Origin of the sequence: Rhodococcus triatomae, from assembly GCF_014217785.1 — a bacterium.
Taxonomy (GTDB): Bacteria; Actinomycetota; Actinomycetes; order Mycobacteriales; family Mycobacteriaceae; genus Rhodococcus_F; species Rhodococcus_F triatomae.
In genome coordinates, this window is record NZ_CP048814.1 from 1,832,175 (window position 1) to 1,855,288 (window position 23,114).

22 protein-coding genes, 1 tRNA gene and 1 other RNA gene are annotated in these 23,114 nt (G+C 68.6%); 13 read left to right on the top strand and 11 right to left on the bottom strand.

Annotated elements, in window-relative coordinates; all coding sequences use genetic code 11:
• Positions 1-6 precede the first annotated feature (6 nt).
• Positions 7-101: signal recognition particle sRNA small type (gene ffs, locus G4H71_RS08595), an RNA gene on the bottom strand.
• 127 nt (positions 102-228) lie between these two features.
• On the opposite strand from ffs, the gene G4H71_RS08600 reads away from it, so the two are divergent.
• The 4 genes from G4H71_RS08600 (at position 229) to G4H71_RS08615 (ending at position 2,190) form a co-directional block, all read left to right on the top strand.
• Positions 229-723 carry a DUF3558 family protein gene (locus G4H71_RS08600; protein WP_072737553.1) on the top strand — a complete coding sequence of 165 codons (495 nt, stop codon included), beginning with the start codon at positions 229-231 and terminating at the stop codon, positions 721-723.
• Positions 724-783: 60 nt separating this feature from the next.
• Positions 784-868: transfer RNA gene (locus G4H71_RS08605), tRNA-Ser, on the top strand.
• Positions 869-984: 116 nt separating this feature from the next.
• Positions 985-1,344 carry an MmcQ/YjbR family DNA-binding protein gene (locus G4H71_RS08610; protein WP_072737371.1) on the top strand — a complete coding sequence of 120 codons (360 nt, stop codon included), beginning with the start codon at positions 985-987 and terminating at the stop codon, positions 1,342-1,344.
• Positions 1,345-1,533: 189 nt separating this feature from the next.
• Positions 1,534-2,190, top strand: a complete 657-nt coding sequence (locus G4H71_RS08615; protein ID WP_072737372.1) for a YoaK family protein — start codon at positions 1,534-1,536, stop codon at positions 2,188-2,190.
• On the opposite strand, the gene G4H71_RS08620 is transcribed toward G4H71_RS08615, so the two are convergent.
• Complete coding sequence (locus tag G4H71_RS08620; protein WP_072737554.1) at positions 2,168-2,683, bottom strand: COG4315 family predicted lipoprotein; 516 nt, start codon at positions 2,681-2,683, stop codon at positions 2,168-2,170. The genes G4H71_RS08615 and G4H71_RS08620 overlap by 23 nt on opposite strands.
• Before the next feature lie 118 nt (positions 2,684-2,801).
• Here G4H71_RS08620 and G4H71_RS08625 point away from each other — a divergent pair, with 118 nt between their 5' ends.
• The 4 genes from G4H71_RS08625 to gluQRS all read left to right on the top strand — a co-directional run bounded on the left by G4H71_RS08625 (position 2,802) and on the right by gluQRS (position 5,793).
• Entirely contained in the window at positions 2,802-3,590 is a 789-nt protein-coding gene (locus G4H71_RS08625; RefSeq protein WP_072737373.1) for an AraC family transcriptional regulator, read from the top strand.
• Between the two features lie 52 nt (positions 3,591-3,642).
• Positions 3,643-4,203 carry a TIGR03086 family metal-binding protein gene (locus tag G4H71_RS08630; protein WP_072737374.1) on the top strand — a complete coding sequence of 187 codons (561 nt, stop codon included), beginning with the start codon at positions 3,643-3,645 and terminating at the stop codon, positions 4,201-4,203.
• Positions 4,204-4,270: 67 nt separating this feature from the next.
• Positions 4,271-4,876: a TetR/AcrR family transcriptional regulator gene (locus G4H71_RS08635; protein ID WP_072737375.1), complete on the top strand. Its 606-nt coding sequence runs from the start codon at positions 4,271-4,273 to the stop codon at positions 4,874-4,876.
• 14 nt (positions 4,877-4,890) lie between these two features.
• Positions 4,891-5,793 (top strand): tRNA glutamyl-Q(34) synthetase GluQRS, encoded by a 903-nt coding sequence (gluQRS, locus tag G4H71_RS08640; protein ID WP_072737555.1) that lies wholly within the window; start codon positions 4,891-4,893, stop codon positions 5,791-5,793.
• Here gluQRS and G4H71_RS08645 read toward each other — a convergent pair.
• Entirely contained in the window at positions 5,790-6,146 is a 357-nt protein-coding gene (locus tag G4H71_RS08645; protein ID WP_169847135.1) for a DUF4190 domain-containing protein, read from the bottom strand. The two genes, gluQRS and G4H71_RS08645, sit on opposite strands and share 4 nt — an antisense overlap.
• A gap of 132 nt (positions 6,147-6,278) precedes the next feature.
• Here G4H71_RS08645 and G4H71_RS08650 point away from each other — a divergent pair, with 132 nt between their 5' ends.
• From G4H71_RS08650 to G4H71_RS08660, 3 genes are all read left to right on the top strand, one after another.
• Positions 6,279-7,262 (top strand): DUF2189 domain-containing protein, encoded by a 984-nt coding sequence (locus tag G4H71_RS08650; RefSeq protein WP_072737377.1) that lies wholly within the window; start codon positions 6,279-6,281, stop codon positions 7,260-7,262.
• A gap of 180 nt (positions 7,263-7,442) precedes the next feature.
• Positions 7,443-8,099, top strand: coding sequence for an RDD family protein (locus G4H71_RS08655; RefSeq protein WP_072737378.1), 657 nt, complete (start codon positions 7,443-7,445; stop codon positions 8,097-8,099).
• Between the two features lie 89 nt (positions 8,100-8,188).
• Entirely contained in the window at positions 8,189-8,947 is a 759-nt protein-coding gene (locus tag G4H71_RS08660) for a queuosine precursor transporter (protein ID WP_072737379.1), read from the top strand.
• Here G4H71_RS08660 and tgt read toward each other — a convergent pair.
• Positions 8,932-10,215, bottom strand: a complete 1,284-nt coding sequence (tgt, locus tag G4H71_RS08665) for a tRNA guanosine(34) transglycosylase Tgt (protein WP_072737380.1) — start codon at positions 10,213-10,215, stop codon at positions 8,932-8,934. The genes G4H71_RS08660 and tgt overlap by 16 nt on opposite strands.
• 77 nt (positions 10,216-10,292) lie before the next feature.
• Between tgt and G4H71_RS08670 the strand changes: the two genes are divergently transcribed.
• Together G4H71_RS08670 and G4H71_RS08675 are read left to right on the top strand one after the other, a co-directional pair.
• Entirely contained in the window at positions 10,293-10,670 is a 378-nt protein-coding gene (locus tag G4H71_RS08670; protein WP_072737381.1) for a nuclear transport factor 2-like protein, read from the top strand.
• A 66-nt stretch (positions 10,671-10,736) separates the two neighbouring features.
• A complete protein-coding gene (locus G4H71_RS08675; protein ID WP_072737382.1) occupies positions 10,737-13,451 on the top strand; it encodes a cation-translocating P-type ATPase in 2,715 nt (904 codons plus the stop codon).
• On the opposite strand, the gene G4H71_RS08680 is transcribed toward G4H71_RS08675, so the two are convergent.
• From G4H71_RS08680 to G4H71_RS08710, 7 genes are all read right to left on the bottom strand, one after another.
• A complete protein-coding gene (locus G4H71_RS08680) occupies positions 13,429-14,712 on the bottom strand; it encodes a hemolysin family protein (RefSeq protein WP_072737383.1) in 1,284 nt (427 codons plus the stop codon). The two genes, G4H71_RS08675 and G4H71_RS08680, sit on opposite strands and share 23 nt — an antisense overlap.
• A gap of 95 nt (positions 14,713-14,807) precedes the next feature.
• Positions 14,808-16,235 (bottom strand): sulfatase family protein, encoded by a 1,428-nt coding sequence (locus G4H71_RS08685; protein ID WP_072737384.1) that lies wholly within the window; start codon positions 16,233-16,235, stop codon positions 14,808-14,810.
• 148 nt (positions 16,236-16,383) lie between these two features.
• Entirely contained in the window at positions 16,384-17,292 is a 909-nt protein-coding gene (locus G4H71_RS08690) for a formylglycine-generating enzyme family protein (protein WP_083343043.1), read from the bottom strand.
• Positions 17,293-17,309: 17 nt separating this feature from the next.
• Positions 17,310-19,349 carry an adenylyl-sulfate kinase gene (gene cysC / locus G4H71_RS08695; RefSeq protein ID WP_083343042.1) on the bottom strand — a complete coding sequence of 680 codons (2,040 nt, stop codon included), beginning with the start codon at positions 19,347-19,349 and terminating at the stop codon, positions 17,310-17,312.
• Positions 19,349-20,293 (bottom strand): sulfate adenylyltransferase subunit CysD, encoded by a 945-nt coding sequence (gene cysD, locus G4H71_RS08700; RefSeq protein WP_072737385.1) that lies wholly within the window; start codon positions 20,291-20,293, stop codon positions 19,349-19,351. The genes cysC and cysD overlap by 1 nt, the downstream gene beginning before the upstream one ends.
• Positions 20,290-21,087 carry a trehalose 2-sulfotransferase gene (stf0, locus tag G4H71_RS08705; RefSeq protein ID WP_072737386.1) on the bottom strand — a complete coding sequence of 266 codons (798 nt, stop codon included), beginning with the start codon at positions 21,085-21,087 and terminating at the stop codon, positions 20,290-20,292. Before stf0 ends, cysD begins: the two co-directional genes overlap by 4 nt.
• A 114-nt stretch (positions 21,088-21,201) precedes the next feature.
• Positions 21,202-23,091, bottom strand: coding sequence for an ABC transporter ATP-binding protein (locus G4H71_RS08710; protein WP_139183244.1), 1,890 nt, complete (start codon positions 23,089-23,091; stop codon positions 21,202-21,204).
• Between the last annotated feature and the right edge of the window lie 23 nt (positions 23,092-23,114).

Genomic DNA, 23,114 nt, shown 5'->3' on the forward strand with positions numbered 1-23,114 from the left:
CGAAAGTGAAGGGGACCCCGCGCACCCGGCAGAGCCCGTTGACCCTTGCTGCCTTCCGGCCCTGGGGGAGTTCACAGGATGCGCGCCGCGCGGGATCCACCACAGAGTGTAGACGCACCCCGCCACTACCGGTGATCCGCCCCGGTGCCCGCCGGGCTCGGGTGCCCGGGAGATGTGACGGTGTTAACGTCCCCCCTCGACAACCGGCGCCCGGACGAGGGGATGGGGATGAGATCGAGCAGGACCGTATCCGCGGCTGCGTTGCTGGCCACGGCGGCAGCGCTCGCGGGCTGCTCCGGCAGCGACACCGGTGCCACCACCGATCCGGTGAAGTGGGACACGGCCCGGGCCTGTGACCTGGCCGACGACGCCACCTTGGCCCCGTTGCTCACCGTCGGGGTCGACGAGGGCACGGAAGCCGACTCGAGTGGACGCGTCACCTGTTCGTGGGGTTCGGCCGAACAGCTCAACACCGTCGCGATCACTCTCACGTCGGCACCGCAGACCGCCCGCGAACTCCGGACGGTGGACGTCGCCGGCCTGACCGGGCGCGTTCTCGCCGAGAGCAAGTACCAGTGCATCGTCGAGTTCGAGACCGACTCCGGGGTGCTCTCGGTCGAGACGAAGTTCGGGCTCGACGCCACCGGCAACCCGGACACCTCGTGTGACCGGGCCGTCCCCCTCGCCGAGCACGCGCTCGGAGAGCTCGGCTGGACGGCCTGAGCACCCCCGATCACCTGCCCGTTTACCAGTACCGGCGAGTCTTTCGGTATGCTCCCCCACGGAGGATTCGCCTAGTGGCCTATGGCGCTCGCCTGGAACGCGGGTTGGGTTAACGCCCTCAGGGGTTCAAATCCCCTATCCTCCGCCGAGACAGCAGGTCAGGACGAGTTCGATGTCCTGGCCTGCTGTCGTTCGTCCCGGCATCCGCCCGCTGTCGGAGCGGATCCCTATGCTCGTGACACTCGATCGAGGGAGGGTCCGGTGCCGGTGTCGGAGGGTGGGTTCTTTCGCATCGTCGACGCGCTCGTCGACGTGGTGCGCACGAAGAACGAGAGATATACCGCGTTCAGCGTGCGAGGCAGGAAGTTCGGCTACCACTGGCCGCGCACGGAGACCGTGGGGCTCAAGCAGACGCTGTCGGAGCAACAGGCCCTGGTGTCCGAACGCCCGGACGTCTTCGAGGAACAGTTCACGGCGGGCGGCTTCGGCTGGGTGGTCGTTCACCTGAACGGCATCGAGGAGGACGAACTGTCCGAGCTGATCTTCGAGGCCTGGCGGCTGTCCGCTCCCGAAGACCTGGTCGCCGAAGTGCCCGATTGGGCCGAGGACTCGCCGCACTGAGGATTTCGCCGGTCACAGGCTTTTCGCACCGTGAATACGTGACTGTTCAACTAAGTCCCCACCTGAGCACGCACGGGAGCCGAGCCGACGCCTCGACCTCGTGACCGGAGGGCACCCGCACGCAGGGGCGGCGTGTGCCAGAGTGGGTCGATTCCGGAGACGAGCACCGAGCGGAGGAGTCGACACGTGATGGACCGGTCCCGACGGACTGTCGTGCTCGCGGTGGTGTTGTCCACACTCGCGGGCTTCGTCGACGCGATCGGTTTCATCACCGTGGGCGGATTCTTCGTCTCGTTCATGAGCGGCAACCTGACCCGATTCAGCGTCAGCGTCGCCGAGGGCGTGTGGTCGAGTGTCGCTACCGCGGGGGCCATCATCGGCACCTTCGTCGTCGGTGTCGTCCTGGGTGCGCTCGTCGGGCACTTCGCCGGCCCGGACCGCCGGACCCGCAAGACTGCGGTACTCGCGACGGTGACCGGCTTCCTCGTTCTCGGTGCCGTCGCCGGCAGCGTGGATCTGACGGTGATCGCGGTGGGCGCGATGATCCTCGCGATGGGGATCGAGAACGCGGTGTTCCAGCGTGACGGCGAGGTCACCATCGGCCTGACGTACATGACCGGCGCACTGGTGAAGATGGGCCAACGCATCGCGGGAGCACTGGTCGGCGGGCCGCGATGGACCTGGCTCCGATATTTCGCCCTGTGGGCGGGGCTCGCGATCGGGGCGGTCGCCGGGGCACTCACGTACCGGGCGGCGGGACTCGGTTCGCTCTGGATCGCCGCCCTGCTGGCGGCGGGCACGACGGTCTACACGTGGCAGTTCCTCACTCGTCCGGCTCACCCGTGACGGCGAGGCCGGACCGGTCCAGCGCCCACCACGTGTCGCCGACGGCCTGGCCGAACGCGTCGCCGGGTTCCCGATCCCCCGTGCTGCGGTAGACGGGGCGCCCGTTCACCACGATCTGGTGAGCGTCGCCGGACGGGATGGTCTCGACCACGACCGTGTCCTCCAGTCCCTCGACGAGGGGTTCCGTCGTGCTCGAGGTGACCGGTTCCCACGACTCCAGGCAGGGGCCGGTGCAGGTGCTCGTCGCCGAGCCGACCTCGTCGGCGTCGTAGACGTACACCGTCAGGCCACCGGCGTCGACGACGACTTCGCCCAGCGTCGTGGGTCCGAGCGTGAGAACCGGTTCGCCCGGCGGGGTGGGTTCCGATGTCGTCGTCGGCGGAGGCGTGTCGTCGTCGAAGGCGTCGTACCCGGCGTCCTCGGACCCGGGCGAGCAGCCCGCGACCAGGAGCAGGATCGAGGCGGCCACCGCCGCCGTCCACGTTCGGTACATGGCCATTCCCCTGTGTCCGATGCGGGCAGGGAACCTGCGGCTACTTCCAGTTCACCGCATCGGACGGCTGCCGCGCAGACACTTCGCCGATGTCGGCGGGCCGTTCTACGCTCGATCCATGAGCTGGTACGTGCCGTCGACGCCGGCGCCGGATCTGTCCGACACGGTGGTGTGTGGCTGGACCGCGCGGTCCGAGGGCGGGGAGCATCTGCTCGTGCCCGATGCCTGCGTCGACGTCCTGTGGATTCGCGGTGTCGGTCTACGGGTCTGCGGACCGGAAACCGCGGCCTGGGCCTTCGTTCTTCCCGACGGCGTCGAATCCACGGGAGTGCGCCTCCGCCCCGGCGAGGCGGCGCACCTGTTCCGGACACCCACCTCCGAGTACCGCGACGTACGCGTGGGCCTGGACGAACTCCTCGGGTCGCCGTGGGATCGGCGGCTCACCGATCGACTCGACAACGCCCCGGGCCCGCGGGCACGAACAGCGATCTTCGAGGACGCCGTGCGGGAGTGGAGAAGGCATCGACCGGAGCCGGACCCGTTCGCTCGGCACGTGTGCGGGGCGCTCGCAGAGTGGAACTGGCCGGTCCGCGACCTCGCCGAACACACGTCGATGACCGAGCGTCGGCTACAGAGACGCTGCAACGACGTGTTCGGGTACAGCCCGGCGACGCTGCGGAGCATCCTGCGACTGCAACGCTTCATGGCCCTTGCACGGCAGGCGCGGGGATCCGGACTCGCCGAGGTGGCTTTCCTCGCCGGCTACAGCGACCAGGCGCACCTGACGCGCGATTGCCGCCGCATCACGTCGCTGACGCCGGTGAGCCTGCTCGCGAGTGCGGCCCCGCACTGGCACGGAGAGGGATCGGTGGTGGCACCCTCCTCGACTTCGGAACGGGTTGCCTGACGGTGTCGGATTTCTTCAATACCGGCCCGGTGCGCTCGGGAACACTGAGCCCATGACTTCCACTTCCGTGAGCCCCCAGGACCACTACCGCGATCTGGCCGCGACGTTCACCGCCCGCGTCGAGGCCGTACCCGACGGGCGCTGGGACGCACCGTCCCCCTGTGCGGGCTGGTCGGCCCGTGAGGTCGTCGCCCACGTGATCGACACCCAGCGAGAAATGGCTGAGCGGATCGGCGTCACCCTCCCGGAAGGGCCGTCGGTCGAGAACGACCCGGTGACGGCGTGGCGAACACTGCGCGACGGCATGCAGGCCGCCCTGGACGATCCCGACGTGGCCGGCCACGAGTTCGACGGGTATTTCGGCAGAACGGATTTCGCGTCCACCATCGACACCTTCTACTGCTTCGACCTGGTCGTCCACGGCTGGGACCTGGCTCGCGCCACCGGGACCGACGAGACGATCCCCGACGCCGACGTCGTCTGGGTCGAGAACGTGGTGCAGGGGCTGGGCGACAACATTCGCATGGAAGGGATCTGCGGACCCGCCGTCGAGGTTCCGGACTCGGCCGACCGCCAGACGAAGCTGCTGGCGTACCTCGGCCGGACGGTGTGACCGTGCCCCTCGGCCGCTGACCCGACCGGCGGGTGCGGGATTTCCGTACACCAGTAAGGTCTTGTCCATGCGCGAACGCCGGTACTCCTCCACGAGCCCAGAGCTCCTGGCTGCGGCCCTCTTCGACGTCGCCGCGGCGGCCGGGCTGGACAATACGTCCGTACGCGAGGTGGCCAAGAAGGCGGGCGTCTCGATCGGTGCCGTCCAGCACCACTTCGCGACGAAGGAGTCCATGTTCGCGTACGCGCTGCGTGCGGTCGTCGACCGGATCCATCGGCGTATCGCGACCGTCCACGAGGCCGACGCCGAGCAGGCCCTCGTCGCGATGCTGGGGCAGCTACTCCCCCTGGACGAGGATCGCGCCCGCGAGGCACACGTGCTGGCCGCGTTCTCGGTGCGCGCCGCCACCACGCCGAGCCTGGCGACGATCCGCCGTCAGGCGCGGTTCGCCGTGCGAACCCTGCTCTCGTCGGTGTTGATCGAATCCGGTGTGCCCGATGCCGAAGCACGTGCGGCACTGCTGCTCTCCTGCGCCGAGGGGCTCGCACTCGCCGCCGTCGGCGCGCCGGAGGACCATCCCGCCGTGTATCTCACCCGCGCACTGGAACTGCAGGTGCGCATGACGCTGTGGGACGCGGACGCGGACCTGCCCCCGGTCGAACTGGCCAGTTGACGGACCACGTCACCATGTCGGGCGCGGGGCGATTCGCCCCGAGCCCCTCCGGCGACCTGCACCTGGGCAACCTGCGGACGGCCGTCCTCGCCTGGCTGTTCGCACGCTCCACCGACCGGCGCTTCCTCCTCCGCGTCGAAGATCTGGACCGCGTGCGTCCGGGGGCCGAAACACGCCAGCTCGACGACCTCGCCGCCCTCGGACTCGACTGGGACGGCCCGGTCGTCCACCAGTCGCAACGGATCGCGCTGTACGAGAACGCCATCGCGCGATTGGCCGCGCAGGGGAGGACGTACGAGTGCTACTGCACGCGCAGAGAGATCCTCGAAGCGGCGTCGGCCCCACACGCACCGGCCGGGGCCTACCCCGGCACCTGCCGCACCCTGACCGACGAGCAGCGGGAACAGCGCCGCGCGACCGGCCGTCGCCCCGCGACACGGTTGTCCGCACTGGTCGACACGTTCACCGTGCACGACGTCCTGCGCGGTGACTACACCGGCATCGTCGACGACGTGGTGTTGCGACGCGGGGACGGTGTGCCCGCCTACAACCTCGCGGTCGTGGTGGACGACGCGGCACAGGGTGTCGACCAGGTGGTCCGCGGCGACGACCTGCTCGGTTCCGCTCCACGCCAGGCATATCTGGCCTCGCTGCTGGATCTCGCCGTCCCCACGTACGCGCATGTCCCGCTCGCCCTCAATGCGGAACGAAAACGGCTGGCCAAACGCGACGGTGCGGTGACACTGGCCGATCAGGTCGCCCTCGGTCACTCACCCGCGCAGGTGCTCTCACGTCTGGCCCGGTCTCTGGGCCTGGCCCGCGCCGGCGAAACCGTCGACCTTCCCTTGCTTCTCGACCGATTCGATCCCGCGACGCTGCCCCGGACACCGTGGGTGTTCGCCCGACCCGGACGCTAGAGGAAGATCGCGGCGCCGATCAGGATCACGAACAGGGAGAGGACCACCACTCCGATCACGATGGCAGCGATCGCGAAACCCCTACCGTCCTGCGGGGTCACGGCGATCTGTCGCAACGCGACGATGCCCAGGATGATCCCCACCAGCGCCCCGATTCCGCAGGCGATGAACGATCCCGCCGTGGACGCGACGAACGCCCCGATCGCCAGCCCGTTCGTTCCGCGCGGTGCGTACGGATAGGGGTAGGGATAGGGATACGGGTACGGGAGATATGGCGGCGGCCCGTATCCGGGCTGCTGCAGCCGGGGATCCGGAACCGGACCGTGTTCGTTCGGTCCCGAGGGCGTCGTCACCGCAGCAGGGTATGCCATCGCGTTGCGACGCGCACACCGCGAATGAAACCCCGCCGTTCGCCCCGCTTCGCACGTAGAGTTACTGAACTGTCACTCCAGTACTACGCTCGCCCCCCGAGTCGAGGAGACGTCATGACGACCGGAAATTCCGACGACGACAAGTACGGCGCCCCCGATCCGGAAGGCACACCACCTTCCGGTGGCACACCGCCACCGCCGCCGCCTCCACCGCCGGGCGGATACCCACCACCCGGCGGATACCCTCCACCCCCGCAGGGTGGCGGTTACCCACCGCCGGGGGGCTACCCGCCTCCACCCCCGCAGGGTGGCGGTTACCCACCGCCGGGGGGCTACCCGCCTCCACCGCAGCAGGGTGGTGGCTATCCACCACCGCCTCCACCGCCACCCGGCGGATACCCACCCCCACCCCCGGTCTCCGGGTACGGCGCACCGACACCGAGCAGCCTGTCGGTGGGTGACGCGATCAGCTACGGCTGGAGCAAGTTCACCAAGAACTGGTTGGTGTGGGTCGGTATCGGCCTCATTTTCTGGCTGATCCAGGCACTTGTCGGCCTGCTGAATCCCAACTTCAGCTTCGACACGGACTCCGCGAGCGGCTCGACGATGGCCGCGTTCTCGATATGGGGCATACTCGTCAGCCTCATCGGTGCGGTGATCGGCATCCTGATCCAGGCCGCGATGGTTCGCGGCGCCCTGCACGAATTGGACGGAAACAAGCCGGTCATCGGCTCGTTCTTCCAGTTCACCAATGTCGCCGCGATATTCATCGCCGCGATCCTGGTCGGCATCCTGACGACGATCGGCTTCATCCTGTTGATCATCCCCGGCCTGGTGGTGCTCTTCTTCACCTGGTGGACAATGCAATTCGTCATCGACCAGGAGCAGGACGCGATCACCGCGATCAAGTCCAGCTTCCGGACGATCTCGCAGAATGCGGGAACCCTGTTCCTGCTCGCTCTCGCGCTCGTCGGCATCAACATCGTCGGCGCGCTGCTCTGCGGCATCGGCCTCCTGGTCACCACCCCGGTGACTCTGATCGCGTCGACCTACGCGTACCGGCTGGTCACGGGACGGTTCATCTCCGCTCCCGCGTGATCTTCCGAGGGTGCGGCCCCGAGCCTGCACCCTCCCCGGATGAATGGCACTTTCATCGCCTCTGAGGCGATGAAAGTGCCATTCATCCGTTTCGGCGGGGGTACACGACACCTCACCAGTCACAGTGTGTGCGTAGAGTAACGCCGGTCATTCGAGACACACGGAGGGGAACCAACACATATGACGACCGGTGGATTCGATCCGAATCAGGGTCAGAACTTCAACCAGCAGCCGCACCAGCAGTTCGGCCAGCAGACCTACGGGCAGGCGGCGCCCGGTCAGGACCAGTTCGGGCAGCAGCCCGGCTACGGTCAGCCCGGCCCGCAGTTCGGCGGCCAGCCCCCGTACGGCCAGGCTCCGGCCGGTGGCCCGTACCCCGGCGCCGGTCCGGCTCGCCCGGGTGAACTCGGTGCCCGATTCGGCGCACGGTTCATCGACGGCCTGATCCTGCTGATCCCGCTCCTGTTCGTGAACGGGATCCTCGTGTTCACCATCGGCGGTTTCGTCGGCAGCTTCCTCGGTGCCGTGGTCACCGCGGCCGGGACGATCGGCTACTTCGTCCTCATGGAGACCACTCGCGGCCAGTCCGTCGGCAAGATGGTCTTCAAGCTGCACGTCCTCGGCCCGGACGGCGGCCTCCCCACCCAGCAGCAGTCGCTGATCCGCAACGCGTTCTACGCGATCAGCGTCCTCGGCTCGCTGCCGATCATCGGGTTCCTGTTCGGCCTGGTCGGGATCGCGGTGTGGATCGTGATCGCCGTCACGATCAACTCCAGCCCCACCAAGCAGGGCAAGCACGACGAGCTCGCGGGCGGCACCCGGGTCGTCCAGGCCTGACCTGACCGCGCCCACCGCGCCACCCCACGACTGCGGGCGCGAGTGCACCGATTCGGTGAACTCGCGCCCGCAGTCGTTTTAGTGCTTGGATGTCGGGCGTGAATCCCTCGGATCAGGCAGAAAGCTCGGAGCAGGCAGAGAAGACGCCGACGCACGCGACCTTCGCCGACGTCAGTCGCAGCTACTACCCGACGTTCGTCGCGCTCTTCACCGCGACGCTGCTGATCTCGAATATCTGCGCGACCAAGGGGGTCGCGTTCTTCGAGGGCGCCGAGTTCGCGCTGGGGCCGATCCAGATCCTGCCGATCATCACCGACGGTGGGTTCTTCCTGTTCCCGCTGGCGTACATCATCGGCGACGTCCTGAGCGAGGTCTACGGTTTCAAGGCCGCTCGCCGGGCCATCTTCCTCGGCTTCGGCGCCCTGATCCTCGGTGCGCTCTGCTTCTGGCTGCTCCTGGCGCTGCCCCCGGCCGACTTCTACGAGAACCAGTCGGCGCTGGAGTCCGTCGTCGGGGTGTATCCGCGCCTGCTGCTCGCCGGGCTCGCCGGGTACCTGGTGGGCCAGCTGCTCAACTCCGCGACCCTGGTGCTCATCAAGGAGCGCACGAAGGAAAAGCACCTGTGGGCCCGGCTCATCGGGTCCACCGTCGTCGGCGAGTTCGCGGACACACTCATCTTCTGCTCCATCGCCGCAGGCGCCATCGGAATCGACTCCTGGAGCACGTTCTTCAACTACCTGATCGTCGGCTTCCTGTGGAAGACGCTCATCGAGGTCGTCGTCATGCCCGTCACCTACCTGGTGATCGGGTACGTCAAGAAGAACGAACCGACCTACCGGCCCGCGTAGAAGCGGCCGAGCGTCTCCGCCTTGAACTCGTCGAAGCGCCCGGCGTCGATGCTGTCGCGGATGTCGTCCACGAGCCGGACGGTGAACCGCTCGTTGTGGATCGTGCACAGCGTCGAGGCGAGCATCTCCTTCGCCTTGAACAGGTGGTGGAGGTACGCCCGGGTGTAGTGCGCGCAGGTGTAGCAGTCGCAGTTCTCGTCGATCGGGGTGAAGTCCCGACGAAACCGGCTGGTGTTGATGTTGAACCGGCCGTCGGGGTGGTAGATCGCGGCGTTGCGCGCCACCCGGGACGGGTTGACGCAGTCGAACGTGTCGGCGCCGTTCTCGACGGCGACGAAGAAGTCGTCCGGCTCGCTGATGCCGAGCATGTGGCGCGGCTTGTGTTCGGGGAGTTCCTCACTGCACCAGCGCACGATCGTCCCGAGGTTGTCCTTCTCGAGAGCCCCGCCGATGCCGTACCCGTCGAAGCCGCGGCCGGTCTCACCGGTGAGCGACTCGAGGCCCCGGCAGGCACGGCGGCGCAGGTCCTCGTACTGCGCGCCCTGGACGACGCCGAACAGCGCCTGGTAGGGGCGATGGGTGCGGGCGGCGGTGAGTTTCTCGTGCTCGGCGATGCAGCGCACCGCCCAGGCCTGGGTGCGCTCGACCGACTGTTCCTGGTACTCCCGGGTGTTGAACAGGGTGGTGAGTTCGTCGAACGCGAAGATGATGTCCGCGCCGAGCTGATGCTGGATCTGCATGGACACTTCCGGCGTGAACCGGTGCCGGGAGCCGTCGAGGTGCGACTTGAAGGTGACGCCGTCGTCGTCTACGGTCGCGAGCCGCTCCTTGCCCGCCGCGATCACCTCGTCGGAACGCACCCCGACGTGCTCCATCGCGAGCACCTTCTTGAACCCGACTCCCAGCGACATCACCTGGAATCCACCGCTGTCGGTGAACGTCGGCCCGTCCCAGTTCATGAACGCGCCCAGTCCGCCGGCCTCGTCGACGATGTCCGGCCCCGGTTGCAGGTACAGGTGGTAGGCGTTCGCGAGGAGGGACTGCGCGCCGAGTTCCTTCATCGACTCCGGCAGCACCGCTTTGACCGTGGCCTTCGTCCCCACCGCCACGAACGACGGTGTCCGGATGTCGCCGTGGGGCGTGTGGATCACGCCGGTGCGGCCCAACTGTCCGTCCAGCCGGGTGCCGATCGTGAAGAACGGGTCGGAAGGCGTCGGGGGCGGGGACGTCGGTGTGGCGGACGAATCGGGTACTGCGGCAGGGCTCACCTGTGCATCTTTTCACGTGGCGCATCCGACGCCCCGCTTCGCCTGACCGCGCTCGGTTCTGCGGCTAGCGTTGGGGCATGAGCATCTCCGAGATCGCCACCGTCCTCGCCTGGAAGGACGCCCTCGCCGACAACGACGTGGACACCCTGCTGAACCTGTCGAGCACCGACATCGAGGTCGGCGGCGCCGACGGCGCGAGCCAGGGCCTCGACGTACTGCGCGAGTGGGCCACCGGCGCCGGGCTCACGCTCTCGGTGGGCCGGATGTTCGAACACGAAGGCATCGTCGTCGCCGAGGTCACGGAGACCTGGGGAACGGACCAGGACGGTCCGACGCCGGGGGCCGCTGCGTTCCGTGTCGTCGACGACCAGGTGACCTCGATCTTCCGGCACCCCGATCTCCCGGCCGCGTTCGCCGCCACGGGATTGACCGAGAAGGACCTCTTCGAGGGCTGATCCCGAACGGGCGGGGGCGGGCACGACTCCGTGGCCGTTGCGCGAATCGCAGAAGGGCAGGCACGAGTGACACGCAGCTGGCACACCCGCACGGTCGGGGACGTCACCCGGGAACTCGACGTCGATCCGGCCCGCGGCCTCGACGCCGCCGCCGTGGAGCGGCGCAGCGCGCAGTACGGGCCGAACCTGCTCGCCGAGGCACCCTCGGACCCGGCGTGGCGGAAGGTGCTGCGTCTTCTCGCGGACAAGATGACGATCGTCCTGATCGTCGCGGCCGTGGTCAGCGCCACGGTGTCCCGCGAATGGGAGACCCCCGTCGTCATCCTCGCCGTGATCACCCTCAACACGGTGCTCAACTACGTGCAGGAGGCACGTGCCGAATCCAGCCTGCAGGCCTTGCGGGACATGTCGATCGCGCAGTCGCGGGTTCGTCGCGACGGCGTCGAGCAGCGGATCCCGCGGGCCGAACTGGTGCCGGGCGATGTCGTACTGCTCGAGGCCGGTGACGCCGTCCCCGCGGACGGTCGCGTCGTCGATGCCGCCCGCTTGCAGGTGGCCGAATCCGCGCTGACCGGCGAATCCCAGCCGGTCGACAAGTCCACCGACGCGCTCGACGACCCGGACCTGCCGATCGGCGACCACACCGACATGCTGTTCATGAACACCGAGGTCACCCGCGGCCGGGCCGCGATGGTGGTCACCGGCACCGGGATGGACACCGAGATCGGTTCCATCGCCACCCTCCTGGGCGGTGCGGGGATCGCGAAGACTCCGCTGCAACGCCGGATCGACCGGCTCGCAATGGTCCTCACGACGGTCGCTCTCGTCGTCGTGACCGTGGTGTTCGTTCTCGGGCTGCTGCGCGGGCAGTCCTGGTCGGATCTGCTGATCACGGCCGTGTCCCTGGCGGTCGCGACCATCCCGGAAGGATTGACCGCGGTCGTGGCGTTCACCCTGGCCATGGGTGCCTCCCGGCTCGCCAAGCGCGGTGCCATCATCAAACAGCTCGGCGCGGTCGAAACCCTGGGCAGCACCACGCACATCGCAACCGACAAGACCGGAACACTGACTCTCAACGAGATGACGGTGCGCCGCCTGGACATCGCCGGCCGACGGTTCCGGGTGTCCGGTCAGGGCTACTCCACCGACGGCAAGATCCTCTCCGTCGACGAGCAGCCACTGCCCGACCTGCGCCGGGCCTTTCTCGCGATGGGACTGTGCAACGACGCGTCGGTCTCGGACGGCAAGCTCGTCGGCGACCCCACCGAGGGCGCGCTGGTGGTGCTCGCCGAGAAGGGCGGCATCGACGTCGCCGGTGCCCGGCAGACCTATCCCCGGATCGCGGAGGTGCCGTTCGACTCCGAATACAAGTTCATGGCGACCTTCCACCGGCACACCGATCCCGACGAGGGGGTGCGGTGCTACGCGAAGGGCGCACCGGGCGTGCTGCTGAGGCGGGCCACCCGCCTGCGCACCGAGGCCGGTGACCGCGAGATCACCGACGACGACCGTGCCCGCATCCTCGCGGACGTCGAGTCCCTCGCCGGAGAGGGACTGCGCACCCTGATGATCGCGGGGCGCACGTTCGAGGGCGCGGTCTCCCGCGAGACCGAACGGCTCGAGGACATCGTCGGGGACCTCACCGTCTATGCGGTCGTCGGCATCCTCGACCCGCCCCGGACGGAGGCCGCGGAGGCGATCGAGACGGCGCACGGTGCGGGCATCGCCGTACACATGATCACCGGCGACCACCTCACCACGGCGTCGGCGATCGCCCACGATCTGGGGATCGGTGGCGAGGCGGTGTCCGGTACGGATCTGGACGCCATCGGAGACGACGAACTACGTTCCGTCGCCGGCGGATACGGCGTGCTGGCCCGAGTCGCACCCGAGCACAAGATCCGCTACGTGAAGGCGTTGCAGTCGGGCGGTCAGGTGGTCGCGATGACCGGCGACGGCGTCAACGACGCTCCCGCGCTCAAACAGGCGGACATCGGCATCGCCATGGGCATCACGGGCACCGACGTCTCCAAGGGCGCGGCGAAGATGATCCTCACCGACGACAATTTCGCCACCATCGTCGCCGCGGTCGAGGAAGGCCGCGGCATCTACGCCAACATCATCAAGTTCGTGAAGTTCCAGCTCACCACGGCCTGGGGTTTCGTGCTGATCTTCCTCACCGCCGGCGTGCTCGGGCTGGCGGGCGGGGCGCCGTTCACCGCGCTGCAGATCCTGTGGGTCAACATCATCATGGACGGCCCGCCCGCACTGGCGCTGGGCGTGGACCCGACCGAGCGGGACACGATGAAGCAGAAGCCGCGGCCGCCGGACGAGCAACTGTTGAACCGTGGTCGGCTGCAACGCATTCTCACGATGGGTGTACTCATGGCCGTCGGCACGCTGTCCGTGCTGCACTGGGGGCCCGACCTGTTCCCGGAGAGCGCCGACGACCCACTGTTCGCCACCACCCTCGCCTTCACGACGTTCGTGTTCTACCAGGTGTTCAACCTGCTCAACGTGCGCTCGGAGAAGCGCTCGGTGTTCTCGATGCAGACGTTCACCAACCACACCATCTGGATCGCCCTGATCGGCGTGATCCTCCTGCAGATCGCGGCCGTCAATCTCGAAGCGCTGCAGCGGTTCTTCGATACGACCGCACTGACGTCGACTCAGTGGCTGTTCGCCGTCGCGGTGGGCTCCACGGCGCTGTGGGGCGACGAGCTGGTCAAGGCCTTTCTCCGTGCCGCCGACCGTCGTTCTACCGATCGGGCGCCGGTGTGATGAGAATTCGGTCGATCCGTCGACGGTTGACGCTGAGCACCTTCAACTCGTAGCCGGGGATGTCGACGGTGTCACCCGCATCCGGTATGCGGCCCAGCCGGTCGATGAGGAACCCCGCGACCGTCTCGTAATCGCCTTCGGGCAGCTCGATTCCGGTGAGCCGGCCGAACTCCTGCAGGATCAGCCCCCCGTCCACCCGGACCGTGTCCCCTGCCCGCAGGACGGCGTCCTCCGGCTCGATCCGCGAATCGAACTCGTCGTAGATCTCGCCGACGACCTCCTCCACCAGATCCTCGAGCGTGATGATCCCGGCGGTGCCGCCGTACTCGTCGATCACGAGCGCGATGTGATGATTCCCGCTGCGCATGATCGACAGCGCCTGCAGGACGCGGTTGGTGCTGGGCAGCGCGAGGATCACCCGGGCCAAGTCCACCACCCGCGCCTCGTCGCTTCCCCCGAGAAGGTCCCGGATGTGCACGAAACCCACGATGTCGTCGACGGATTCGCGGGTGACCGGGAACCTCGAGTACGGGAGCCGGCCGACCCGATCCCGCGCCGGGCCGAGTGGCAGGTCCGCGGGCAGGAACTCCACCTCGGTACGTGGCCGCATCACCTCACGGAGCGAGCGGTCGCTCGCACCCAGCACATCGGAGAGGATGGCACGGCTGCCCGCCGTCAATCCGTGCGTGTCGGTGACCATGTACTGCAGCTCCTCAGTGCTCATCTCCTCCGACTTGGCGTCCGGGTCGCCGCCGAGCAGCCGCACCACCAGGTTCGTCGACATCGACAGCAGCCAGATCACCGGACGCATGAGGCCCGCGAACAGATTCAGTGGGGGCGCGAGGATGCGGGTGAACCCCATGGCTCGTTGCATGGCCAGACGTTTGGGCACCAACTCGCCGAGCACCAGGGACAGGTACGCGATGAGCAGGGTCATTCCGATGAACGCGACGGTTGCCGCGGCCGTCGGCGAGAGCCCGGCGCCCTCGAGGATCGGCGCGACGTCCGGCGCGAGGGTGGATGCCCCGTAGGCCGCGGAGAAGAAGCCGGACAGGGTGACGCCGATCTGGACCGCGGACAGGAACCGGTTGGGGTTGCGGGCCAGGCTCGCGATCCGCTCACCCCGCGCCCCCTCCTGCTCGAACTGCCGGATCTGCCCTTCCCGCAAGGAGACGAGGGCGAGTTCGGTTCCCGCGAACACGCCGCCGATCAGGACGAACAACAGGACGAGGCCGACGTTTCCGAGTGTCTCCGTGTCCATAGCGAGAATCTAGTGCAGGCGTCGGGTGTCGCGCGGTATTGCCGGCTGTCACACCTCAGCGACGCCGCAGCTGCCGGACCGCACCGGAATCCTGCTCAGGCGGTGGCGGCGCGGGGACGGGCGTCGCGAAACTGCCGGTCCCGCCCCTTCGGCGATCGGGGCACCGCCTCTTTGCCTGCCAGCGCGGCCCGGTAGCGGCGCATGAACTCGGCCGCGATGGCACTGCCCTCGGCGTCCCCGGTCACCGCGTCACCGGTGGTCACCCGCCAGGAGAACAGCCGGTCCGCGAGGACCTGCTCGATGTCCGCGTACGCCGCGTCACCGGCGAGGTTGTGCTGCTCACCCGGATCCACCCGCAGATCGTAGAGTTCCCGGGCCGACCGTGGCCTACGGTGCGAGCGGCCGATCGCCCGGCCCGAGGGACTGTCGGCGATGTCGAGCGGCAGCTCGAGCGCACTGCGCGAGGCGAAGTTCTCGATGTAACTGAACTCGGCCGTACGGATCGCGCGGATCGGGTCGTAGCTGTCGTGGTAGTTCTTCTGGGTGAACACCGCGTCCCGGACCTCGGTGTCGCGGTCCGACCCGGCGAACACGGCGGCGTGCGAGACGCCGTCGACGTCCTCCGGCACGTCCACACCGAGCAGTTCGAGCAGCGTCGGCACCAGATCGACGCCGCTGAACAACCCGTCGTAGCGAACCGGCGACACCGACCTCGACCGCGGCGGCCGGACGATGAAGGAGATCCCGGTGCCCCGGTCGTAGAGCGTGGACTTGGCGCCGGGGAAGGCCTCGCCGTGATCGGTGAAGAAGACCACCCACGTGTCCTCGGCGAACCCGGACTCCTCGAGGGCATCGAGCAGCCGGCCGGTGGCCGCGTCGGCGACCTCGATGCTGCCGTGGAAGGCCGCGAGGTCCGCCCGCACGTCCGCGGTGTCCGGGAGATACGACGGCACGTCGAACGAGTGAGGATCGCCGACCGGGTACCGCTGGGGCGAGTAGGGCCGGTGCACCTCGAAGAAACCGGTGTTGAGCAGGAACGGGCTGTCATCGCCCGCGCGGCGTCGCTCCGCCGCCTCGTGGAGCCACTCCTGCGCCCGGTCCACCACGTAGTCGCAGTCCGAGTCGGTGACGTCGAACTCGTCGTACCCGAGCCGCCCCGGGGTCGCGGATTCGTGCTGCATCCCGAACAGGGCGCTGCTCCAGCCCTGCTCACCGAGCAGCTGCGGCAGGGTGCGCACCCCCTCGCGGTACTCCCAACCGTGGTGGGCCAGGCCCACCACGCCGTTGCTGTGCGGGTAGCGGCCGGTCAGCAGCGAGCCACGTGACGGAGAGCAGAGCGGGGCGGTGGCGTGAGCGCGGGTGAGCAGGACTCCCTCGGCGGCGAGCGCGTCCAGGGCCGGGCTCTTCGCGCCCGAGGCGCCGTAGAGCTCGAGATGGCGGCCGAGATCGTGCCAGTGGACGAGGAGTACGTTCTCCCGCGTCGTATCGGCCCCGGTCACCGCTGCGGCATCGATGCCTGTCATTCACCATCACCCTTCGGCCTTCGATCGGCCCCCGCGGTGTCCACGTCCTCGTGCCGGGCCGGGCGGCCGATGCCCTCGTTCGAGGTTAGTGGGGCCGTCCGGCCAGGGGCGGGTTCTGCTCGAGCAGATTCGAACTCCCCGCTCCGGATCACGCCCCGCCCCGGATCACCCGGAATCCGATGTGTCCGCTGGAGGTGTCCTCGGTGGCCGCCGAACGTGCCGACACCCGGTAGCGGCGGCAGTAGCTCTCGTGGCAGAGGTAGGAGCCCCCGCGCATCACCGCGCGATCGTCGCCGCTGTCGGGATCGAACCCCGATGCCGTCCACTCCCAGACGTTGCCGGTGGTGTTGAACAGCCCGTATCCGTTGGGCGGGTAGCTCCTGGCGGGGGCCGTCCACAGCCACCCGTCCTCCGCGGTGTTCTCCTCGGGAAACGTGCCCTGCCAGACGTTCATGCGGTGCTCGCCGCCCGGTGTGAGTTCCGCACCCCAGGGAAAGGGCTGCCCGGTCAGGCCACCGCGCGCCGCGTACTCCCACTGCGCCTCGGAGGGCAGGTCCGTCCCGGACCACCGGCAGTAGACCTGCGCGTCCCGCCGGGAGACATGGGTGACCGGATGATCGGTGAGATCGGCGACCGACGAGAGTGCGGTTCCCCGACCGCCCGGGTGGCGCCAGTCCGCACCCGCGACGACACACCACCACGGGGTCGCCGCGACGCGGGGCCAGCGCTCGGCGTCCGCACCCAGGACTCCGGCGAACACCAGTGAGTCACCGAACCGTTCGGCGTCGGTCTCGTACCCCGTCGCGTTCACGAAGCGCGCGAACTCGGCCACCGTGACCGTGGTGGCTCCGATCTCGAAGGGCGCCACCTGAACCTGCCGGGGCGGGCCCTCCCGATCCTGCGGATACGCCCAGGGATCGTCCGAACCCATCCGGAACTCGCCGCCGTCGAGCGCGATCAGCGGGGGTGTCCGCCCCGGCGCGGCAGAGTCGGGTGTGCCGGTGGGTTCCCGCCGGTCGGGGCGCTGCGCCGCCGGCGTGCAGCAGTCATGGCTCACACTTCACCGTAACCCGGCTACACGTGCAGGGCACCGCTCGATGCACCGGCCTCGGGCTGCCGGGCGGCGAGTAGTTCCAGGATCTGCCGGACCAGGAGGTCGAGGTCGGCATCCGTCGTGTCGACCGCGAGGTCCGGCGCCACCGGTGCCTCGTACGGAGCATCGATCCCGGTCAGCCCCTTCAACTCCCCTGCCCGGGCCCGGCGGTACAGGCCCTTGGGGTCGCGGCGTTCGCATTCGGCGAGCGGGGTGCTGACATGGATCTCGAGGAACGGCAGGCCGGCGGCATGGTTGAGGGTGCGGGCGATCTCCCGATCCGCCTCGAGCGGTGACACCAGGGAGGCGATCGCCACCACCCCGGCATCGGCGAACAGCCGGGTGAGGTGCCCGACCCGGCGGATGTTCTCGGCGCGGTCGCCCGGCGAGAAGCCCAGATCGTCGGAGAGCCCGTGCCGGACGTTGTCCCCGTCCAAGAGGTAGGCGACCCGGCCCGATTCGACGAGCGCACGCTCGAGTCCGACGGCGAGGGTGGACTTGCCGGACGCGGGCAGCCCGGTGAGCCACACCGTCGCGCCCCGCTGTCCGACCGCGTTCCACCGATGGGCACGTTCGAGCGCCGACGGGTGCCACTTGACGTCGTTGCGGGTGCGTTCGCCGGGCTTGACCTCACGGGGCTCGAGAATCGTTCCGGCACCGACGGTGTCGTTGGAGTTCTCGTCGATGAGGATGAAGGCTCCGGAATCGCGGTTGCGGGCGTACCGATCCGCCACGACGACCGAGCTCGTGCGCAGAGTGACGGTACCGATGTCGTTGAGTGCCAACTCGATCGGACTGTCGTCCACCTCGAGGGTCTCCGGATCCAGTCGGCTGTGCAGTTCCTGCACCGTGGCGCGCACCGTGCGGGTGGTGTGCTTGAGTGCGACGCGATCACCCGCGCGCAGCGGTCCGTCCGCGAACCAGCACAGGGTGACGTCGAGTTCGCGGGCGAGGACGGGCGGCTCCGTCCCTTCGGAGGAGACGGGCGGCTCCGTCCCGTCGGTGGAGACGAGGACGTCGCCGCGTCCGACGTCGATGTCGTCGGCCAGTTCCACCGATACCGACAGCGGCGCCACCGCCACGGCCCTCGATTCGTCGAGGGTGTCGAGCGCCGTCACCGTGCTGGCGGTTCCGGCCGGGAACACGGTGACCGGATCGCCCACCGCCAGCGTGCCGGCCGACAGGCGTCCGGTGTACCGCCGCCGCTCGCTGCCGGTGGGGCGAGAGACCCACTGGATCGGCAGCCGCAGCTCGCTCGCCTGCGCGGCCGGCGCTTCCAGGTCGATCTCCTCCAGGTGTCCGAGGAGGGTGGGACCGTCGTACCACGGCGTCCGGTCGGACCGCTGCACCACGTTGTCCCCGTCGAGTGCCGCCACCGGGACCACGGTCAGATCCGCGACCCCGAGCCGATCGGCGAGCGTGCGCAGCTCGGACTCGAGCTCCCGGAACCGGGACTCGTCGTAGTCGACCAGGTCGATCTTGTTCACCGCCGCCACCAGGTGCGGCACGCCGAGCAACGACGCGATCCGGGCATGCCGACGGGTCTGCCGCAGCACACCGGCGCGCGCATCGACGAGGAGGACCCCGACGTGTGCGTTCGACGCCCCGGTGAACATGTTGCGGGTGTAGCGCTCGTGCCCGGGGGTATCCGCCAGAATGTAGTTGCGGGTGGGAGTGGAGAAGAAGCGGTACGCGACGTCGATCGTGATGCCCTGCTCACGTTCGGCGCGCAACCCGTCCGACAGAGCCGCCAGATCCACGGCCCCGTCGGCATCGGTGACCGAATCCAGGTGATCGAGCGGCAGGCTGTCGGTGTCGAGGAGCAGGCGCCCGATCAGGGTGCTCTTCCCGTCGTCGACCGAACCCGCCGTGGCCAGCCGAAGGAGCTGGCGCGGGGTGGGCGTACCGGCTGCGGTCGGGGCCCCGGACACCCCCGATGCCCCCGCCGTCCCGGTGGTCCCGGTGGTCCCGGTGGTCCCGGTGGTCCCGGTGGCGGACTGTGGTGTGGCGATGTCGGTCATCAGAAGTACCCCTCACGTTTACGGTCTTCCATGGCCGCCTCGGACGTTCGGTCGTCGGCTCGGGTCTCGCCCCGCTCGGACACCCGCGCCGCCGAGATCTCGGAAATCACCGCCTCGATGTCCGTCGCGGTGGAGCGGACGGCGCCGGTGATGGTCAGGTCGCCGACGGTGCGGTAGCGCACCCACTCACGCGCGGGCACCTCGTTCCCGGCGGGCCAGGTGTACTCCGACGTCGCCAGCAGGATCCCGTCCCGCTCGAACACGTCACGCTCGTGGGCGAAGTAGATCGACGGCAGCGCCAGGTTCTCGAGTGCGATGTACCGCCACACGTCGAGTTCGGTCCAGTTGCTCAGCGGAAACACCCGCACCTGTTCCCCGCGCCGGACCCGCCCGTTGTACAACGACCAGGGTTCCGGTCGCTGGGCACGCGGGTCCCACTGGCCGAACTCGTCCCGGAAACTGAGCACCCGTTCCTTGGCCCGTGCGCGTTCCTCGTCGCGGCGGGCGCCGCCGAAGGCCGCATCGAAGCCACCGGCCTCGAGCGCGTCGAGCAGGGTCCGGGTCTGCAGCCGGTTCCGCGAGCCGCCGGCCCCGGCGGTCTCGGTGACCCGGCCGCTGTCGATCGCCTCCTGCACGGAGGCGACGACGAGCCGGTGCCCACCGTCGGCGAGTCGCCTGTCCCGGAATGCCAGCACCTCGGGGAAGTTGTGTCCGGTGTCCACGTGCAGCACGGGAAAGGGCACCGGGTTGGGACGGAATGCCTTCTCGGCCAGCCGGAGCAGGACGATCGAGTCCTTACCTGCGGAGAACAGCAGGACCGGGCGTTCGAGTTCGGCGACCACCTCGCGGATGATGTGCACCGACTCGGCCTCGAGGGCACGCAGTTCCTCCACGTGGCGGATGTCGGGGGCGACGGTCTCGGCACTCGTCTCGGTGGTACTCACAGCGGCAGTCCTCTCGACGCGGCATCCGCGCGGTAGCGTTCGGCCCATTCGTTCGAGCGGAGATCTCCCTGCTTCTCCAGGGCAGGCGGTGGAGCAGCTGCCGGATCGAGGCCCAGCGCCTCGAGGATGCCGGCGACGACCTTCGTGGTATCGCTGGTCAGCTCCTCGTACCCGACCTCGAGGGGGCGAATGTCGTTGTCCTCGAACCATTTTCGCCAGCCGAATTCCTGATTCCGCAGCTCCGTCACCAGATGGGCGATCCCGTCCGGGTGGTACCGGGCACGGGCGTCGACCTCCGGGTCCGCCCGCCCGCACCACACTCTCGTCTGCACCGCGCGCCAGAACGACACCGCCTGCTCGACGACGTCGTCCCGCGTGACCTTGACCCACAGCACGTCCCCGAGGACGTCGTCGATCGCGGACCGCAGGTCGCTTCCCGACCGGTTCGGCAGTCCGGCCGCGCGGTCGACGAGCAGTGGCGTCTGGTTCCACATCAGCTTGCCGCCCCACACCCCGTTGGCGCTCTTCCCCGCGCGAAGGATCCGCGCGCGCCAGTCGACCGCGGACTCGGTGGTCGGCGTCCCGGGGTCGAGCGGATCGAGCAGCTCGAGCACGTCCGGGTTCGTCACCGGGGCGAACCACCCACGCGGCTGCGGAGCCAGGCCCGTCTCGGGCAGGTACTGGAAGAACTCCTCGGGGTTGCCCGCGACGCCCGTGGCGCGCAGCGATTCGACGAGCAGGGTGCTGCCACTGCGCTGCGAGGCCAGGACGAGATAGGAGCCGGGTGTTGCCATGAGCAGACCCTAGCGACGCTCCGGCGACACGCAACATTCAAATACGTTGTCGATCAACATGATTCAAACTATTGACCTGGCAGCAACACTGCGGTTACCATCACCGCGGCATCGTCAGATGTCCGCTCCGACGAACTGGCTGTTGTAGAGCCGGAAGTACGCGCCTTCCGCGGCCAGCAACTGGTCGTGCGAGCCCTGCTCGACGATGCGCCCCTCCTCCATCACCACGATGAGATCCGCGTCGCGGATCGTCGACAGCCGGTGTGCGATCACGAAGCTCGTGCGGTCGCTGCGGAGCACCGCGGTGGCCTGCTGGACCAATAGTTCGGTGCGCGTGTCCACCGAGCTGGTGGCCTCGTCGAGGATCAGCAGGGACGGCTGCGCGATGAAGGCACGGGCAATGGTGATCAGCTGCTTCTCCCCGGCGCTGATGTTGCCGCCCTCCTCGTCGATGACCGTGTCGTACCCGTCGGGCAGCGAATGCACGAATCGGTCCACGTAACTGATCCGCGCCGCCGCGAGGATCTCCTCCTCCGTCGCGCCCGGCTTGCCGTAGGCGATGTTGTCGCGGATGGTGCCCCCGAACAGCCAGGCATCCTGCAGCACCATCCCGACCCGGGACCGCAGATCGTCGCGCGTCATCCGCGCGATGTCCACCCCGTCGAGAAGAATCCGGCCGGAATCGAGCTCGTAGAAACGCAGGATCAGGTTCACCAGCGTGGTCTTGCCCGCCCCCGTGGGGCCCACGATCGCGACCGTCTGCCCGGGCTCGGCGACCAGCGAGAGATGCTCGATGAGCGGAACGGCCGGCTTGTACCGGAAGGACACGTCGTCGAACTCGACGCGCCCCCGCGCCGCGCCGGGCCTGGGGGCGTCCGCCGCGTCCGGCGACTCCTCCTCCTCGTCGAGCACGGCGAAGACCCGCTCGGCGGAGGCGACCCCGGACTGCAGCACGTTCACCATCGCCCCGATCTGGGTGAGCGGCTGGGTGAACTGCCGCGAGTACTGGATGAAAGCCTGCACGTCACCGAGACTCATCGTTCCGGAGGCCACCCGCATTCCGCCGATCACCGCGACGGCGACGAAATTGAGGTTGCCCAGGAACATGATCGCGGGCATCACCATGCCGGAGATGAACTGCGCCCGATAGCTGGACTGGTAGAGCTTCTCGTTCTGCTCCTGGAACCGGGCCTCCACCTCCCGGCTCCGACCGAACACGGTCACCAGTTGATGGCCGGTGAACGCCTCCTCGACCTGGGCGTTGACCAGGCCGGTGGACCGCCACTGACCGACGAAGTGCCGCTTGGACCTGCGAGCGATCAACGTGGTCACCAGGACGGACAGCGGAACGGTGAGCACCGCGATCAGTGCGAGCAGCGGCGAGATGACGACCATCATGGTGAGGATCGCCAGCACCGACAGCACGGACTGGATCAGCTGACTCATCGTCTGCTGCATCGCCTGCGAGACGTTGTCGATGTCGTTGGTGACCCGACTGAGCAGATCCCCGCGGGCATGGGTGTCGAAGTAGCGCAACGGAAGCCGGTGGATCTTCCGCTCCACGTCGGCGCGCAACGACCGCATCGTCGCCTGCACCACGATGTTGAGCAGGTATCCCGCCAGCCAGGCGAGCACGGACGAGCCCACGTACAGCGCGAGCACGATGCCGAGGACTCGGGCCACCGCCCCGAAATCGATACCCACGCCGGGGACGACGGCCATGCCGGACACCATGTCCGCGAAAGTGTCCTGGCCCTGCGCACGGAGCCCGTCGATCGCCTGATCCTTGGTCTGGCCCGCAGGCAGCTGACTGCCGATCACCCCGTCGAAGATGTAGTTGGTGGCCTGCCCGAGCATCCGCGGCGCGATCGCCATGAGGACGACGGACGCCGCGGAGACGGTGAGGACCGCCCACACCATCGCCTTGTGCGGCGCCAACCGGCCCAGCAACCGCTTCGTCGACGGCCACAGTGCTTCCGCCTTCGCGCCGGGTTGTGCCCCCATGGGCCCGCGCGGTCCCGCGGGGA